This is a genomic window from Okeania sp. SIO2C9 (assembly GCF_010672455.1).
Taxonomy (GTDB): Bacteria; Cyanobacteriota; Cyanobacteriia; order Cyanobacteriales; family Microcoleaceae; genus Okeania.
Map to the genome: position 1 here is coordinate 39001 of NZ_JAAHGO010000048.1, position 16225 is coordinate 55225.

Annotated in this window: 16 protein-coding genes and 1 pseudogene; 14 read left to right on the forward strand and 3 right to left on the reverse strand. The window is 35.9% G+C overall.

Features of this window, described 5'->3' with window-relative positions; all coding sequences use genetic code 11:
- Positions 1 to 7 precede the first annotated feature (7 nt).
- Complete coding sequence (gene hemH / locus F6K23_RS27780) at positions 8 to 1171, reverse strand: ferrochelatase (protein ID WP_293161796.1); 1164 nt, start codon at positions 1169 to 1171, stop codon at positions 8 to 10.
- A gap of 186 nt (positions 1172 to 1357) precedes the next feature.
- Here hemH and F6K23_RS27785 point away from each other — a divergent pair, with 186 nt between their 5' ends.
- From F6K23_RS27785 to F6K23_RS27830, 11 genes and pseudogenes are all read left to right on the forward strand, one after another.
- Positions 1358 to 1996, forward strand: a complete 639-nt coding sequence (locus tag F6K23_RS27785; RefSeq protein ID WP_293161798.1) for a class I SAM-dependent methyltransferase — start codon at positions 1358 to 1360, stop codon at positions 1994 to 1996.
- 1012 nt (positions 1997 to 3008) lie between these two features.
- Positions 3009 to 3203 carry a four helix bundle protein gene (locus F6K23_RS42220; protein ID WP_367267842.1) on the forward strand — a complete coding sequence of 65 codons (195 nt, stop codon included), beginning with the start codon at positions 3009 to 3011 and terminating at the stop codon, positions 3201 to 3203.
- A complete protein-coding gene (locus F6K23_RS27790) occupies positions 3139 to 3297 on the forward strand; it encodes a four helix bundle protein (RefSeq protein WP_293161800.1) in 159 nt (52 codons plus the stop codon). The genes F6K23_RS42220 and F6K23_RS27790 overlap by 65 nt, the downstream gene beginning before the upstream one ends.
- Positions 3282 to 3458: pseudogene (locus tag F6K23_RS27795) on the forward strand (four helix bundle protein); the annotation flags it as partial. The gene F6K23_RS27790 and the pseudogene F6K23_RS27795, both read left to right, overlap by 16 nt.
- Before the next feature lie 200 nt (positions 3459 to 3658).
- The gene (locus F6K23_RS27800; RefSeq protein WP_367267843.1) at positions 3659 to 3982 is read left to right on the forward strand and encodes a hypothetical protein; all 324 of its coding nucleotides are present in this window, start codon (positions 3659 to 3661) and stop codon (positions 3980 to 3982) included.
- A gap of 263 nt (positions 3983 to 4245) precedes the next feature.
- On the forward strand, positions 4246 to 4401 hold the full coding sequence (locus F6K23_RS27805) for a hypothetical protein (RefSeq protein ID WP_293161802.1): 156 nt from the start codon (positions 4246 to 4248) through the stop codon (positions 4399 to 4401).
- 536 nt (positions 4402 to 4937) lie between these two features.
- Positions 4938 to 6086 carry a saccharopine dehydrogenase family protein gene (locus tag F6K23_RS27810; RefSeq protein ID WP_293161804.1) on the forward strand — a complete coding sequence of 383 codons (1149 nt, stop codon included), beginning with the start codon at positions 4938 to 4940 and terminating at the stop codon, positions 6084 to 6086.
- A 577-nt stretch (positions 6087 to 6663) separates the two neighbouring features.
- A complete protein-coding gene (locus tag F6K23_RS27815; RefSeq protein WP_293161806.1) occupies positions 6664 to 6813 on the forward strand; it encodes a hypothetical protein in 150 nt (49 codons plus the stop codon).
- Between the two features lie 424 nt (positions 6814 to 7237).
- Positions 7238 to 7459 carry a hypothetical protein gene (locus F6K23_RS27820; protein WP_293161808.1) on the forward strand — a complete coding sequence of 74 codons (222 nt, stop codon included), beginning with the start codon at positions 7238 to 7240 and terminating at the stop codon, positions 7457 to 7459.
- Between the two features lie 419 nt (positions 7460 to 7878).
- Positions 7879 to 8196 (forward strand): hypothetical protein, encoded by a 318-nt coding sequence (locus F6K23_RS27825; protein WP_293161810.1) that lies wholly within the window; start codon positions 7879 to 7881, stop codon positions 8194 to 8196.
- Positions 8197 to 8268: 72 nt separating this feature from the next.
- On the forward strand, positions 8269 to 9117 hold the full coding sequence (locus tag F6K23_RS27830) for a hypothetical protein (RefSeq protein WP_293161812.1): 849 nt from the start codon (positions 8269 to 8271) through the stop codon (positions 9115 to 9117).
- Positions 9118 to 9531: 414 nt separating this feature from the next.
- Here F6K23_RS27830 and F6K23_RS27835 read toward each other — a convergent pair whose 3' ends face one another.
- Together F6K23_RS27835 and F6K23_RS27840 are read right to left on the reverse strand one after the other, a co-directional pair.
- Positions 9532 to 9717, reverse strand: a complete 186-nt coding sequence (locus F6K23_RS27835; protein WP_293161814.1) for a DUF433 domain-containing protein — start codon at positions 9715 to 9717, stop codon at positions 9532 to 9534.
- A gap of 408 nt (positions 9718 to 10125) precedes the next feature.
- Entirely contained in the window at positions 10126 to 10284 is a 159-nt protein-coding gene (locus F6K23_RS27840) for a hypothetical protein (RefSeq protein ID WP_293161816.1), read from the reverse strand.
- Positions 10285 to 10397: 113 nt separating this feature from the next.
- Between F6K23_RS27840 and F6K23_RS27845 the strand changes: the two genes are divergently transcribed.
- The 3 genes from F6K23_RS27845 to F6K23_RS27855 all read left to right on the forward strand — a co-directional run bounded on the left by F6K23_RS27845 (position 10398) and on the right by F6K23_RS27855 (position 16092).
- Positions 10398 to 11060, forward strand: a complete 663-nt coding sequence (locus tag F6K23_RS27845) for a TetR/AcrR family transcriptional regulator (protein ID WP_293161818.1) — start codon at positions 10398 to 10400, stop codon at positions 11058 to 11060.
- Positions 11061 to 11950: 890 nt separating this feature from the next.
- Positions 11951 to 13312: a glucose-6-phosphate dehydrogenase assembly protein OpcA gene (opcA, locus tag F6K23_RS27850; RefSeq protein ID WP_293161819.1), complete on the forward strand. Its 1362-nt coding sequence runs from the start codon at positions 11951 to 11953 to the stop codon at positions 13310 to 13312.
- A gap of 521 nt (positions 13313 to 13833) precedes the next feature.
- Positions 13834 to 16092 (forward strand): hypothetical protein, encoded by a 2259-nt coding sequence (locus tag F6K23_RS27855; RefSeq protein ID WP_293161821.1) that lies wholly within the window; start codon positions 13834 to 13836, stop codon positions 16090 to 16092.
- Positions 16093 to 16225: the final 133 nt, after the last annotated feature.

Consider the following 16225-nt stretch of genomic DNA (forward strand, 5'->3'; position numbering starts at 1 on the left):
CCCTATTCTAAAGTAAGCCAGCCAAGTGTAAGGGGCCTTGACCAGTAATCAACTCCAACAACAAAGCTATAAAGCCAAGCATTGCTAACCGTCCATTCCATACTTCTGCGGTGGTAGTCAAACCCCACTGCCATTTTTCTTGGGGATACATTTTGATAATTTTTTTCATCTGGATGGCATCAGAAAAATGACGAGTAGGAGCATCGAGAGCTTCAACAACCAAATCTGCTAAATCATTGATAAATACTGGATGGGTATTTAGAGCAGGCACTCGGTAAAAATTACTAATTCCAGCTTCTTCTGCCACCTCACGATACTCCATATCAATTTCTTGCAGAGTCTCAATATGTTCGGAAACAAAGCTAATGGGAACTACTAATAAATCTTGAACCCCACCAGTTGCCAATTCTTGAATAGCTTCTTCGGTGTAAGGTTTCAACCATTCCACTGGGCCTACCCGACTCTGATAAGCTAAGGTATGAGGGTTAGAACGATTCAAAGCTTTCATAATCTTATCTACACAGTCTTCAATTTCTGCCTGATAAGGGTCTCCTGCTTCTTCAACGTAGCTAACTGGTACACCATGGGCACTGAAAAAAATATGTACTTGTTCTGAGTTTGGACAGTTATCTAATTCTTGAGCAATTAATTCTGCCATGGCCTGAATATATCCTGGTCGTTGATACCAAGAGGGAATAACAGTATAATCAGTATTCTGTAATTCTGGGTCTTTTTGCCAGAGTTGATCGAGTAGCCGAAAACTAGAACCGCTAGTGCTGATAGAATATTGAGGATAAAGTGGCAGAATTACTAACCTTTCTATTTGGTCACGCTTAATTCTAGCGAGAGCTTCTTCTGTAAAAGGATGCCAGTAACGCATTCCTATATAAGTTTGAGCGGCTAATCCTTTTTCTTCTAACTGTTTTTCGATCGCCAAAGCTTGCTGTTCGGTAATGGATCTTAATGGAGAACCACCGCCAATTTCTTTATAATTGTCCTGAGACTTTTGAAAACGTAGGGTGGATATTAGCCATGCTAAAGGTTTTTGTAGCCAAGGAAAGGGCAAACGAATAATTTCTGGGTCAGAAAATAGATTAAAGAGAAAGGGACGGACATCTTCAAGTTGCTCTGGCCCACCTAAATTAAGTAATAAAACTCCAACACGACTCATAGTATTAATCAGGCTCCAATTTTAATATTTGTTACTAAATTTAACATATTAATATTTTCTTAAGTATATTTTCTAAGACATGAAGAGTCAACTACTAGCCCAAATCTATTCCAATTGAGCGATCGACTATAAATAAAATTTATACACTTTTGACTTTTGACTTTTGACTTTTGACTTATTAATCTTATGGCAACAATTTTAAGAGACTGGAGCTATAAATATCAATGGTTATATGACGGTATTTCCCGTTTAGCAGCTATTAGTGTTGGTGGAGAAAGTAACTTTCGTCAACTAGCTTTACAGGGTTTAACTATTGAGCAAAATACTCAAATACTTGACCTTTGTTGTGGTAGTGGTCAAGCAACTAATTTTCTAGTTCAACACTCCCAAAATGTTACAGGATTAGATGCTTCTCCACTATCAATAAATAGAGCTAAAAAAAATGTACCATCGGCTAAATATGTAGAGGCATTTGCTGAGGATATGCCTTTCTCAAATAATCAATTTGATTTAGTACATACCAGTGCTGCTTTACATGAGATGAATTCTGAACAATTAAAGCAAATTATCCAAGAGGTTTACCGCATTCTTAAACCAGGAGGTATTTTTACTTTTGTTGACTTTCATCGTCCGACTAATCCTCTATTTTTGCCGGGATTAGCAATATTTTTCTGGTTATTTGAAACAGAAACTTGCTGGAATTTTATTAATACAAATATATTGGATTTATTAAAAGAAGTAGGGTTTGATTTAGTTGATAATGACTCACATAAATCACTTTTATATGCTGGTGGTAGTCTTCAGGTAGTGCAGGTGAAAAAATGATTCAATTAATAATTGGGTGTTGCACAATTGCACATGATTTTTGCCCTGCCCTCCACAAGGTAATATCACAACTCTGCTTGCTTGCCCATGTACCAATAATTTTCCCTTCCACAAAATCTGCTTTCTTTCCAACTCTCTGCTCCTTTTTGGAATTATTGAACCCTTTGCTTAGAGATGCACATGCATCCTGAGCTGATTGGAGGAGTCGCTGCCGTGACAAGATAGCGGCGTAGTATAATGCTTACCAAACACAAAAAAAATGAAGGAGAAGGTATGTGAGAAAGTCACCAAACCAAAAAACGAGCAAAGAGCACTATGGCGAATACGAGGAATTGTCCTCGCACAAGGAGGACGTTATCGGCGGGGACGTTGGGGCGGCCCGTACCGATGTAGAGCGCCCCCTAATCCGCCACTCCTTCTTCTCGCGAGTTTTCTCGCCGCGCCTCGGCGCGTATTTTGAGGTAAGGTCTTCTGAGTGCGGGGTAAAAGTTACGTGGTCTGTATCGCCGAGACGATTGTACCGATTGCTCAGCGCGGGCGCCCGCCTTGTGCGCAAGTTATTTGCGCGGGCGCCAGGAAATAGTAAATGCTACTTCCGTGTCGAGGAGGTCGCGTCGCGTCCGCGTCAGACAGACAGGGAGGGGTGAGAACACCGCGCCGTGTGCCTTTGTATCAACATATCATACTCGGCAGTTTTATGCTAGGAAGCAGCAGTAAGTTAGAAGGCATGAAGTGCTAAATTCAGTAGTATTTCCCTTGAGAAACTTTTTTTCACCGATATCTGGCACGAGGAGAGAAGTCAGAAGTTTGTTTGCGCAGCATTCCGCAGGAAAGTCAGAAGTCAGAAGTGTTCGGTGTAGTTACTAACTGACTGATAACTGATAACTGTTAACTGAAAGGACATGGGCAGACCAAAAAGAGAATTCAAAGCAGATTATTCGTACCACATGAAGAAGGAGTCAGGAGACAGGAGTCAGGAGTCAGAATGAAGAGGGAAGAAGAAGGAGTCAGAATGAGGAGAGAATCTGCTAAAAGTTTCCAAGATTTAATTGTTTGGCAAAAAGCACATCAACTCGTTTTAGAGGTGTACCGCTGTCTTCAGCAATTTTCCCAAAACAGAAACCTACGGATTAACTTCTCAATTGAGACGAGCGTCTGTATCAGTGCCAGCAAATATAGCAGAAGGCTTTCGGAAAAAGGGTTATGAGGAAGAAGGAGTCAGGAGACAGGAGTCAGGAGTCAGAATGAAAGGGGGAAGAAGGAGTCAAATGGGAGAAGAGAATCTGCTATTCGATTCTTGAATATTGCACAAGGTTCCTTAGAAGAGTCCCGATATTACTTAATTCTGGCAAATGACCTTGAATATGGGGATACTTCAGAATTGCTTCTACATCTAGAAGAAGTAAGTAAATTACTAGATTCTTATGTTGCTGCAATTGAACAACGTAGACAATCTCTTTAGTTAGGAGTCAGGAGACAGGAGACAGGAGACAGGAGACAAGAGAGGAGGAAGTTTTTTGCTCGCGGAGCGCGGAACGGAGTTCTATCGCGCTCTTATCTGGACATAATATTACGCCAAGAAACCCAGTTCTTCATTCTGACTTCTTCTTTCATTCTGACTTCTGACTCCTGACTCCTGACTCCTTCTTCTGGTATTCTGCCATGTCCTTCAACGCCCTCCTGAACCGCAAAGGACACTTTTGGGAACAAAGGTATACTTGTCATGGCTTCCCCAACTCTGACAAAGAAAGGGCCTTAAATACCATCCGTTATATTCATGGCAACCCCAAGGCAGCAGGGATGAAAGAGGGCTTTTTCTACGACTTTTCTAACTATGGCACCTATGAACAATTAACCACTGATGGTATTACCCAATGGCATCCGGCCTTTTTTGAATTAGGTCCATCCTTGTCAGAATGCGCCGATAGATACAAAGGTTTCTGTCGGCGTTACCGAAAAATTGGGTTTAAAGCCTCGCCCTTGTAGGGCGACTTTTTATTTTATTTGCAAGTGAATTGAATATATGCTATGGTATTATTAGTTGCCGGGGGGCACTCGGAAACTCTAAACGGACGTGGAGGGAAGCGTTAGACTACCGCCAAGGAAGCAGCACCCTGTGAAGCGTCAACCCGCCGAGGAGCTACGGCTTAGTAGGAATCCCCGCGCCTTTAGGCCGGGGAGGATGTCAAAAACCAAGGAAAAAACGAACCAAGAAAAGCGACTGGGGCAAGAGAATATTGAGGGGGATATTGAGTAAAGTTCCTAAAACTAAGGTATCCCCTGGTCAAATTCCCTTACCTTTTTTGGTGGAAAAAATTGTCAAGATTGAAATTCCAGCTATTGCCAAAACAGCGATGGACTTTATTAAAGCGAATCGTTTTCCCTATTATTCTGTGGAGTGGTAGGGGCAAAAAAGATATTTTTCTATAAATTATATAAACCTGCCCACTTAACATTAAGGAGTTAGGGGGCGGGTTTTTTTGATCTTCCCCTATTAGTCAAGCTGGAAAATGTGGGTGAAAAACCTAACCCCCCAACCCCCTTCCCTCGTAGGTAATACCAAGCGTGATAAATGTTTGTTACAAATGGTAGGGACGCCCTTATGCAACGTCCGTACGAAAGAAGGAAGAGGGAAGAAGGAAGAAGGGGTCATTTCAGTTATCAGTTATCAGTTATCAGTTATCAGTACCTCTGCAATAAGGAGGCTTGAAATCTGAAATATTCTCTTTTTTTATCCCCTTAAAAGGGGAGGCGCATACCCAGAATTTTTCGGTAAATATTGAAAAAAAGGGAAAAAAGATAGAGATAACTATCCCAAATGAACTGGAACAGCTATTTTTAAGCCTATCCGATCAATATCTACCTTTTTGTAGCATTCTTTTTTCAAATTGGTATAAGGGGGGAAATACTTTCATTAACTAAAGATGACGATTAACTAAAGATGACGAAGCAAGTTTTAATCATAGGTGGATATGGCAGAATTGGTAGTAGTGTTGCTAGAGATTTAGCTACTTATACTGACTCAGAAATTACTATTACTGGACGTAAACCAGAAGCAAATATCAAAGAATTTCTTGTTTCTAGACTTAGCTCTGGAGTTAAATATTTAGCTTTAGATTTAGCAGATAAAGAAAGAGTAGAAAAGATTATTCATTCTTATAGTAAATCTTCAGAAAATTTAGTTATTCATTGTGCAGGTCCTTTTCATCATCGCGATACTAATGTTCTGAAAAATTGCATCGAAGTAGGTGTTAATTATGTTGATGTTAGTGACTACCGTGGGTTTACTGGTAAAGCTTTAGAATATTCTGAAGCTGCTCAAAAAGCTGGAGTTACAGCAATTATTAATACAGGAATTTTTCCAGGAATTTCTAATAGTTTGGCTCGTCAATCTGTCGAACAATTTGATAAACCAGAAGAGATACATTTAAGTTATGTTGTAGGTGGTTCCGGTGGAGCGGGAGTCACAGTTATGCGGACCACTTTTTTGGGTTTACAAAATCCTTTTGATGTCTGGATAAATGGTAAATGGCAATCTGTTAAACCTTATAGCGATCGCCAAATTATTAATTTTCCTAAACCCTACGGAAAAATAGGTGTTTACTGGTTTGATATGCCAGAATGTTTGACTTTGCCGACTTCTTTTCCGGTGAAAACTGTAACTACAAAATTTGGTTCTTTTCCCGATTTTTATAATCATCTTACTTGGATGACTGCTCGTTTATTTCCTGTTAGTTGGTTACAAAATTCAGGGGTAATAGAATTTTTATCTCAAGTTAGTTATAAAATGACTCAAGTTACAGATAAATATAGTGGTACTGGTGTGGCAATTAAAGCGAAAGTTATTGGTAAAAAATCTGGGAAAAAGGCAGATTTTTGCTCGTCAATTATACATAAAGATACTGCAACTGTTACGGGTATTGGTGCTGGTGGTATTGCCGAATTAATTTTGTCTGGGAAATTGAATAAACCAGGTGTTTGGTCTGTGGAAAATTGTTTGTCTACGGAATTATTTGAACAAGTAATGAAGAGTCGAGGTTTTGTGAAAAATTATGGTGAAAAGTCTGTGGTTTATCGACCTTTGAACTGAATTTTTACTTCTACATCGCCGTAATTTTTTAGGCTTTCAACTTTGTCCTCGTAGTTATTATGGCGATAACCGCTACTATTCTAACTACCAACGTTATAATTCTAGTTACTATAAAGGGAATATAAAAGACTACTACTACAGTATTTTTTTGTCTATATCTCTATGAATTAAAGCACAATTAATTTTAACTTTATAGTAGCGATCAAGTAGTGAAGTACTATCCTATAGTGCTGATTATTCTGCTGCAAAAAAATATTTTACTCCAATACTTTAATCCCACTTTTAAATATAACTCTTATGGAATCTATTAAGAATATCCAGAAAAGAGGGAGTAGATAGTTATCCGGATATTACCTGCTCATGAAGAATACTTAACTGTTGGAATCTATTAAGAATATCCAGAAAAGAGGGAGTAGATAGTTATCCGGATATTACCCGCTCATGAAGAATACTTAACTGTTGGAATCTATTAAGAATATCCAGAAAAGAAGGAGTAGATAGTTATCCGGATATTACCCGCTCATGAAGAATACTTAACTGTTGGAATCTATAATGTAAAAACTTGAGGAAAATCTTCATGCAAGAAACAAAAAATAATCAACTATTTACTGAAATTTCTTCAGAAGAATCTGCCACTATTAATGGTGGTCATAATTTCGATGATTGTTACGGTTATAGTCGTTCTCAACGTTATTATCGTCGCCCTGTTAGTTATCAACTACCGTAGTTATCACTATAGTCGTCCTGTACGTTACAGCTATAGACGTTACAATTGCTACTAAAAACTAGCTATGTAATTACCAACTAAATATAGTCTAAACAAATTTCATAAATTCCTTGCTTACTATCTCAAAATAGTGAATATATATATGAAATGGCATACAATATTAAGAGATTAAAATTCATTTTTTAACAGAATAGATATTAATTTATCTGGCATTGATGTGGGAATTTTAGGGGTTGATAATTGCGGAAAATCTGTGTTATATAACTTTATTCTTACCCATTAATTAAAGCATGGTATTGGGAGTACAAGCTCCAGAAAAAACCAAAAAACAATATATATAGAAATAAAATTTGAAAATTCAAAAGAATCAATTATTAAATTAAGAATTTTTTTTGATGTAGGTGGTCAACGCGACCTCTATGCTTTGAAAAAAGATACCTTTAATCAGAGCTATTGTATTATTTATGTTGTTAGAAGTGATTTAATACTTGATATTGGTGGTACTCAAGACAATGATGTAATAATAAAATATAGAGCTGCTCTTGAACTAGATTTTGCTAATATTAGCCAATGGCAAAGAGACTTGAATTTCTGGCAAAGAAATTCATTCTCAAAGTTAATTCTAGTTGGTAATCATTTTGGTTAAATTGATAATGAAGAGACTGTCTCTCATTATTTAAGTTTACGAAATCAAAATAAATATCGCAGAAGATTTAGGAATCATTTTACAGATATTACTGGTGGTCTAGATTCTCCAAAAACATAAATCGAATGGGTTACTGGAAGTCTTGTTTCCCAAAAATTTGCTGCTCAATTAGTTCTCGAAATACTTAAATCCTTAATCTAAAAAGTAACATGAATACTGATTTATATTTTTATATTGTAAATTACAATATAAATATTCCTATTTAGATTGTCAAAAATACCAGAACAGTTGACTCGGATAGTATAGAAGGTCCAGAAGTAATTAAAAGTATTGATAAATTAAATGTTGATGGAATTGCGGAAGTTACAGAAAATAAAATAAATATTTTGTCTAGTAATTTAGACTTTTATATTGAAGTTATGACTAATAAGTTAGATGCAACTAAACGTCCGGCAAAAATAGGCATTAAAGGGAAATTACCTGCATCATCTTTAAATTACTACTTTGAAGACTGGGTTTTTGAAATTCGGAACAAAATTCAAGACTTTGCTGAAAAAATTGAACAGCCAATTCAAGAAAATCAGTTAAAAACCATAGAGTTGAATTTGCGTAATATTTATTATAAAAATCAAGACAAAAGAAAATTTTTACGCATAGGTAAACTATTAATAAAAATTTTTACTCCTGTAATACTAACCTTAATAATCATCAAATACTTTTTTAGTGAAATTGAGTGAATTTTAGTGGGATTATTAATTTCTATCAATAACGTTATTATGTTGCTAATAGAAGATAAATAAAGGAGATATATGACAGAAGAACATTCTTTTCCTTATGGATATGAAGCAAATATTCCAGTTGATAATCCTGGTAAACGTCAAGTTATTTTAGTTTTACCTACAGGTATGCCTGAGAGAATTAAGTATGATTCAGCTTATAGAAAATTAAGAGATTCAATTTTAATTAAAAATACTAATAAAACCAAAAATGGGTTGTGTATCGTAGAAGAATCTATTGATTTATACGATGAAAGTAGTCAAAGTTTTTTACAATCCTTACAGCAAAAAGGTTTGATTGAGCCGGGGAATATTCTTATTCAAAACGCCTATAATCCTAACGATTATTTAAAATTTGATGCAGAAAAAATTAAAACTGAAGTTATTTTCACAAAATGGCAACACTATACAATAGTTGCTGGTTACTTGGGTGCGAAAAAAGTTGAATTAATTAATCAAAAAGATCGAGAGTCTGATTCTAATAAAGATTTCAATTTGAAATCGAGTTTTAGTATTTTTGACTTGTTCAATATAGGTGGAGAATCTTTTACTAAAAGTGTAGAAAAAAAACTCTACAAAATATCAGCAGAATTTAAAGGATCTTTACCAGATATAGAATCGGCTAAACAATACATTTCTGAAAACTTTTTGTCTCAAGACAAAGACATTAATTTTTTAGTTAAAAATCGTGAGAAGAATAACCTAATGGTAAGCTTTGAACAAAATTCAAACTTATTTTCACAAATTGAGAACGGTTTTAGTTTAGCAATGAATATAAAAGTACCCGAATATTTAGTAGATGGAAAAGGGGAGTATAAACAAACTAACAAAAAAATTGAAAAGTTTATTACAAAAGTTGTTTTAACTTTTTCTGAATCCTAAAGAGTAAATATAAAAATAACTAAAATTTTTTCTTAAAATTATACTTCTATAAACTAATAATCCTAGTTTCTCCTTTAGATACTGTAGCTAGAACATCTATAACTTTTGGCATTAAAACTTTCAAATCTACTAAACGATTTGAAGGTGCTCGTCAAACAATTACTGCAATATTGAACTGTGGTAAATTCAACTGAAATGATAAGTTGCGGTCAACTGTAATAAACACATCAAATTGTGTTTCTGCAAGAGCAAGAAGGAGAAACAATAAAATATTTTCCTTTTATTCAACCCTCTTCCTTTTCGGGAGAGGTAATTATCAATTATCCATTATCAATTATCAATTATTGAAGCTCTATACATTCATCCAAAAGAATCTTCATTCTATGCTACTACACGAATAATTTGTTTTCCTATTTATTCTAATAATTCAATCACTTGTTCTTGAGTAACGCTAGGAAAACCATCAAGAAAATCATCAATAGACTCTCCTGCTTTTAAATAGTCAAAAAGTGTTTCTACTGGCACTCTAGTACTAGCAAAAACTTGGATAACTCCCATAATTTCAGGAGACTTACTAATTATTGAAGAGTTTTTAAACATACATAACTTCTTCATCTTGACAACTGACAACTGATAACTGATAACTGATAACTGATAACTGAAAGAGTGCCTCCCATAATTTCAGGAGATTTACTAATTATTGAAGAGTGTTCAAACATAATTTTTCGATCTTGACATTGTATATCTGTATTTTACCGAAAAATTGTGGTCTAAAGCCGACCCTTTTAAGGGGATAAAAAAATAGAATATTCTTTATGTCAATTCCAATGCTTTCCTAGGTCATGCTGTGCAAACAGCTAGGGGTACTGATAACTGATAACTGAAATGACCTCTAGAAAACTCTTTGGGAAATTTCTCCAATAAAAATACTAATGGCTAATTAATCTTCCTTTACTAATATTAGCCATTAGTAGTGAAAATTTTGATACTCAAATACTACTACCAACATTATTCTGACTTAGCAGTAAAATTTCCTTCTTTGTGAGAGCGATCGCCTACTTTTTCTATCCAGTGGAATAACCTCTTTGAGACTTGTAGTTTACCGTTGATAATTGTGTCAGATAAAACAATTGTGCTTGCCAATATGGAGATACAAATTATACTCATATGATTAATTCTATACTTAGACTAGACCGTATAGTTTGATTGTATTTAAAATATATAACTAAAAGTTTGATAATGTCAACTCAGAAAGAAAAAAATCTCAAGGAAAAAAGCTAATGACCAAAATCAAGAGGCTGAAAAAACACGGCCAAGGAGCTGTCGGCAAAGCAGAACAAATATTAAGAGGAGCAATACCAGAATTTCTCAAGAATGGTTATGCTTGTACCAGTATGGACAAAGTAGCCAAAGCATCAGGGGTATCGAAACAGACACTATATAGTCATTTCACAGATAAAGAAGGATTATTCAAAGCCTTAGTCAAGCGAGTAGCTACCAAAAAATTTAATTTTGTCTGGTCACAACCACTTGAAGGAGAACCAGAACAAGTATTGCGCAACTTAGCGGATAGATTACTCACAGAAAATATTAATGATACTGAATATTTAGAATTTGTTAGATTAATTATTGCTGAGTCAGGAAAATATCCAGATTTATCCAAGTTATTTTTAACTCAAATAGCAAAACCAGCAGTAGAAATTTTGACAAAATATTTGCAAGAACATCAAGAATTAAACCTTGACGATCCAGAAGCAACAGCTATAGTTTTTGTTGGTTCTTTAGTATACTTTATTCTGAATCAAAAAGTACTTCATGGTATGGAAGTAATGCCCATGGAAGCTAGCCCTTATATTGATAATTTAGTAGCTTTAATTTCTAGTAAAACAAAAAAAAATGCCTTGAAGAAGGTGTTAGGTAGTAGTTCAACAATTAATAATTAATAATTAATAATTACCTCTTCTTTTCAAGGAGAGGAAAACTTATTAAAAAAAGTTTAAATTACTGAGCAATAATAAATATCTTATAATATTAGATATCTCCAGAAAAAAGGGAGTAGGGAGTAGGGAGTAGAGAGTAGGGAGAAAGAATTGATAATTGCTGTGCGATAATTGATTTGATTTTTTATTATTGGAGATGTCTATTAGATATAACTTGCCAACTTAGGCTACCCTAGTGCCGCTACGCGGAAGTTACAAGTCAGAAGTCAGAAGTATTAATTGGTAAGGCTTTTACGATTTTGTAACTGGTCAGTTATTTCCGCCATTCTACCCAAGATAGTCAAAAGTCATAATTAAGATTTTATGTACTGAAAACTTTGAGGTTATATAGTAATTTCATTTAAGTTGCTTCAAAAACCTGGTCACTTTTAGGCCACAGCTCCGGAAGGCAACAGGTAACAGTTCAATAATGGATAATGGATAATGGATAATTGATAATTACCTCTCCCTAAAAGGAAGAGGATTGAATAAAAGGAAAATTAATTCATTGTTTCTCCACGGCGAGTGAGAGGATTTTTACCTTAATTATTCCCTAAGAAGGTTTGCCAGACTTTTTACTGTTAGTAAATAACCAACTCTTGTTTGACATCTCATTTGAAAACGCTATAGTAATTTCAAGCAATTATTTCAGATCATAAGTTGGAAATTATATTGTGACATCTATCTTTAAAGTAAATTGGTATTAGTATATAGTCAGCCAAGAAAGCATGACAAAAATACTTAAATTCAGTCTTCAAGACTAAGGACAAACCCCCAAATCAGGACAAAATTATCAAGTCTAATTACCATCAACGATTAAATAAAGAAAACTAATACTAAGGACAAACAAAAAAATGACTACACCAATTGTTGCCTTACAACAACCAAAAGATATTTCTCTAGGAGAAATAGAAGAAGAATTAAGTAAAATTTGGCTTAGTCAAAATGGAGGAAAAGCAGCACCCATTGCTACCAGAGCTGCTACCTTTAGCATGGTAATTTACGAACCAGAAGAATTTCAACAATTGCTAGGGGGATTAGGATTCTATGAAGGCCCCATTGATGGCATTCATGGGCCACAAACTAGGGATGGAATTAGAAATGCACAAAAGACATATCAATTGCCAATCACGGGTAGAGTAGACCCGGAAACCCTAGCTAAATTGCGCGAGGAATTTGCCAAACAACCAGGAGACCGACAACAAGTCACAAATATTAATGTCAGAGGATTTAGTTTAGCAGATGCGATCGCAGCTCAGAACCCCTGTCGTATAGTTACTCTGTGCCCAAATATTGGGGAGGAAGATACAGGGGTAACAGCTCAAGTATCTGCTTACTGCCCAATCCAGAAACAAAATACCTCAAATCTAGTTTGCAGTGAATATGTCACCCTACGGGGAACAAAATCAGCAATGGAAAGGGTAGGTGAAACAGTAGTATCATTAATGATTCCCGATCTACCTAAATTTGTATGGTGGAAAGCAACTCCCAACACAGACCAGGAATTATTTCGGAGTTTGTGTGAGAGCAGCAACTGTATAATTATGGATTCCTGTTACTTTTCTGATCCAGAATCAGAGTTTTTAAAGATGCAGGAGTTGATTGATAACGAAACCTATATTGCCGATCTCAACTGGCACCGTCTTTCAGCTTGGCAAGAATTAACTGCTGCTGCTTTTGACCCTCCCCAACGACGGGCGGCTTTATTGGAAGTTGACACTATTACACTTGACTATGAAAAAGGAAATGCTGCTCAAGCACTCATGTTTTTAGGTTGGTTTGCTAGTCGTCTTGATTGGAAACCAGTTTCTTATGCAGAAGTGGGTGGTGAGTATGATATTACTCATATAAAATTTCATGGGCAAAATAATCAAGAAATTGTTGCCGAATTAGCAGCTATTCCTACTGCTGACTTTGGTGAGATTCCTGGAGACTTAGTCGGTGTGCGTTTGGGTTCGACTAATCCTAATGCTGATATTAATTGTTGTACAATTTTGTGTTCTGAAACTACTGGTTGTATGCGTTTAGAATCTGGCGGTAAGGCGCAGTCTTGTCTGACGGAACAGGTAACAGCATTAACCGATCAGAAGGCGGAAGCGTTGATGGCGCAGCAGTTACAACGTTGGGGAAGGGATGTTTTATATGAGGAAAGTTTAGAAATGACAGCACAGATACTGAAGTTAAATGAGAAAGAGGAGTCAGGAGTGAGGAGTTAGGAGTCAGGAGTAAATGTTTAAATCTCCTTTAAACCTCTCCGCGCAGCTTTCGGTTTATAGAAAGCATTTGGGATCTATTTAAAAACAGAGGGAGAGTGTGGGAAGGGTGGGGAGTGTGGGAGCTGTGGGAACCCACCCCTCGCCCCTCCCCCTCCCAAGAGGGGAATTTCGGGAGATGGGAGGAAATTTCAACCTGCTTTGCGCGTTCCCTTTCTTGGTCAGCATTTTTGTTCAAAAGGAAGGAACTAACTAATCTGTACGGATGTTGCATGCAACGTCCCTACCTATTCCCTACCCCCTAAGCACGAAATCATAGCTAAATTCACCAACACCTGATTTTTTAATTTTGACTGATATAGCAATGTGCGCTGGCATATTTACAAATTGCAGGAGATGTCCAATAGCTAAAAGTCTTATATTATCAGCCTTTTATTCCCCCTGTTGCCTGTTGCCTGTTGCCAGATGAGCTGCGCACAGCGCTATAACTGATAACTGATAACTGTTCTAGAGGAGTGTAATAAATGAGTGAAGTCCGTAACTGGTTGAAAAGTATTCCTGCTCAAGACAAAAAAACTGCTGTTCAAATGAGAGTTGGGGAGTTATTAGAAGCTGGAAATTTCCAACAGTTATATCAATATTTGATAGATTTTGATTTTATTAAAGCTAAAATTGCTGTCGATGACCTACAGGTATTAATAGAAGATTATAACTCAATATTACACCCTTCAAAACCATCAGATATTACCGATAAACAAATAGAAGCTTTGAGATTAATTCAAGGAGTATTTCGTCTATCAGAAGATATTATCAAACAAGATAAAAAACAACTAATAGAACAACTTTGGAGTCGTTTAGTAGGCATTGAAAATCCAGATATTAAAAACTTATTAGAACGGGCAAAAAAAAGTAGAAGAACTGCTTGGTTGCGTCCTTTAGTTCCTACTTTTGCACCCCCCGATACAGAATTAATTCGTACTATCAAAGGTCATACAGAAGTTATCAATACTATAGTAGTTACAACCGATAATCAATACATAATTTCCGGTGCTAGAGATAATCAAATTAAAGTATGGAATCTGGAAACAGGAAAAGAAGAATTTACTCTCACTGGTCATAAAAAAGAAGTCACATCATTAGCAGTAACATCTGATAGAAAACTACTTATTTCAGCCTCAGCAGATGAAACAATAAAAGTTTGGGATTTAATCGAAAAAAAACCAATAATTACCCTAAATAGACATGATGCACCAGTAACTTCAGTAGTTATTACACCAGACGAAAAAGAATTTATTTCTAGTTCTGATGATGGTACTATTAAAATCTGGAATCTAGAAACAGGGGAACTTCTTCACTCTATTAAAGCTCATAAAGCAGAAGTAAAATCTGTCACAATTACACAGGATGGAAAAAAAATAATTTCAGCTTCCTTTGACAAAACTATCAAAGTTTGGAATCGAAAAACAAGGAAATTAATTAAGACACTTAAAGGTCATACTGCAGAAGTTGAAGGAGCCGCAGTTACACCAGATGGAAAGCGAGTTATTGGATACGACCTTGATGGAGAATGGGAGTTCTTGTTCGGTTGGATTTATGTTTGGGATATAAAAACAGGAGAACAAATATTTCAATTATCTGGTCATGATAGTGTAGTTGAATCTGTAGCAGTAACCCCTGATGGTAAACACTTAGTTTCTGCATCCGGTGATTCAACAATTAAAGTTTGGGATTTAGAAACAGGAAAAGAAATTGCTACTTTTAGAGACCATCGTTATTATGTAAATGATATTGTCATTACAAAGGATGGTAAACTGGCAATTTCTTGTGGTTCTGAGGCTAGTATAAAAGTTTGGGATTTAACAAAAGTTTGGGAAAATAATCGGGTAAATTATACTCCTATTGGTCATCCAGAAGAGGTCGATGCTGTTGCTATTGCTCCTAATGGTAAATGGGCAATTTCTGCTGCTTGTGACTTTAGATTAAAAGTCTGGGATTTAACAAATTTTTCTGAAGTTTGTAATATAGAAATAGAAGGCTTTCAAGTAGTACGTTGTTTTGCAATTACTCCAGATAGTAAACAGATATTTATTGGTTTTAGCAGTACAGAACCTAGTACTGAAATCAGAAAAATGAAATGTCGTAATCCCAGAACTCAACAAGAAACATTAGCTTTTTTATCCCCTTTACATTTAGGGAATTTTATGGTATTAACCCCAGAAGGTGAAGCTCTTATTTCTGGATATTGGGGAAACCGTGGAATGAAGATTTGGGATTTAGAATTAAAGCAAGAAGTTGGCTATTTAGGAGGTCATGAAGAGGAGGTATCTTGTATAGCAATAAGCCCTGATGGTAAGTATGTAATTTCAGGTTCTCACGATACAAATGTTATGGTTTGGGATTTAGAAACAGAAGAAAGAGTTTTGATTTTGACTGGTCATGATGACTTAGTTAATTCTGTTGCAGTGACTCCCGATAATAAATATGTGATTTCAGGTTCTTATGATCATGATGTGAGAGTTTGGGAGTTGGAAACAGGGGAGAAAGTTGGTGTGTTTAGAGGTCATGAAAGAATTGTATTAGATGTTGTAGGATTAGCAAAGAGTCGAGCTATCTCTGCTTCGGAAGATAAAACTTTGAAATTGTGGGATTTAACAACTAAAAAGGCGATCGCTACTTTCATTGGAAGTAGTGGATTCAAACGTTGTGCAGTTGCACCGGATGGGAGAACTATTGTTGCTGGTGATTATTTTGGGAGATTACATTTTTTATATTTGGAAGGGTGAATCAGAAGGAAGAAGGAAGAGGGAAGAGGGAAGAAGGAAAATATTGTTTTGTCTGAGTTTTACAGCGCTTTTCATTTCGGTAGACCACAGTAGGGGCGAATGGCATTCGCCCTCACTAGATTTAGTAGTAGAC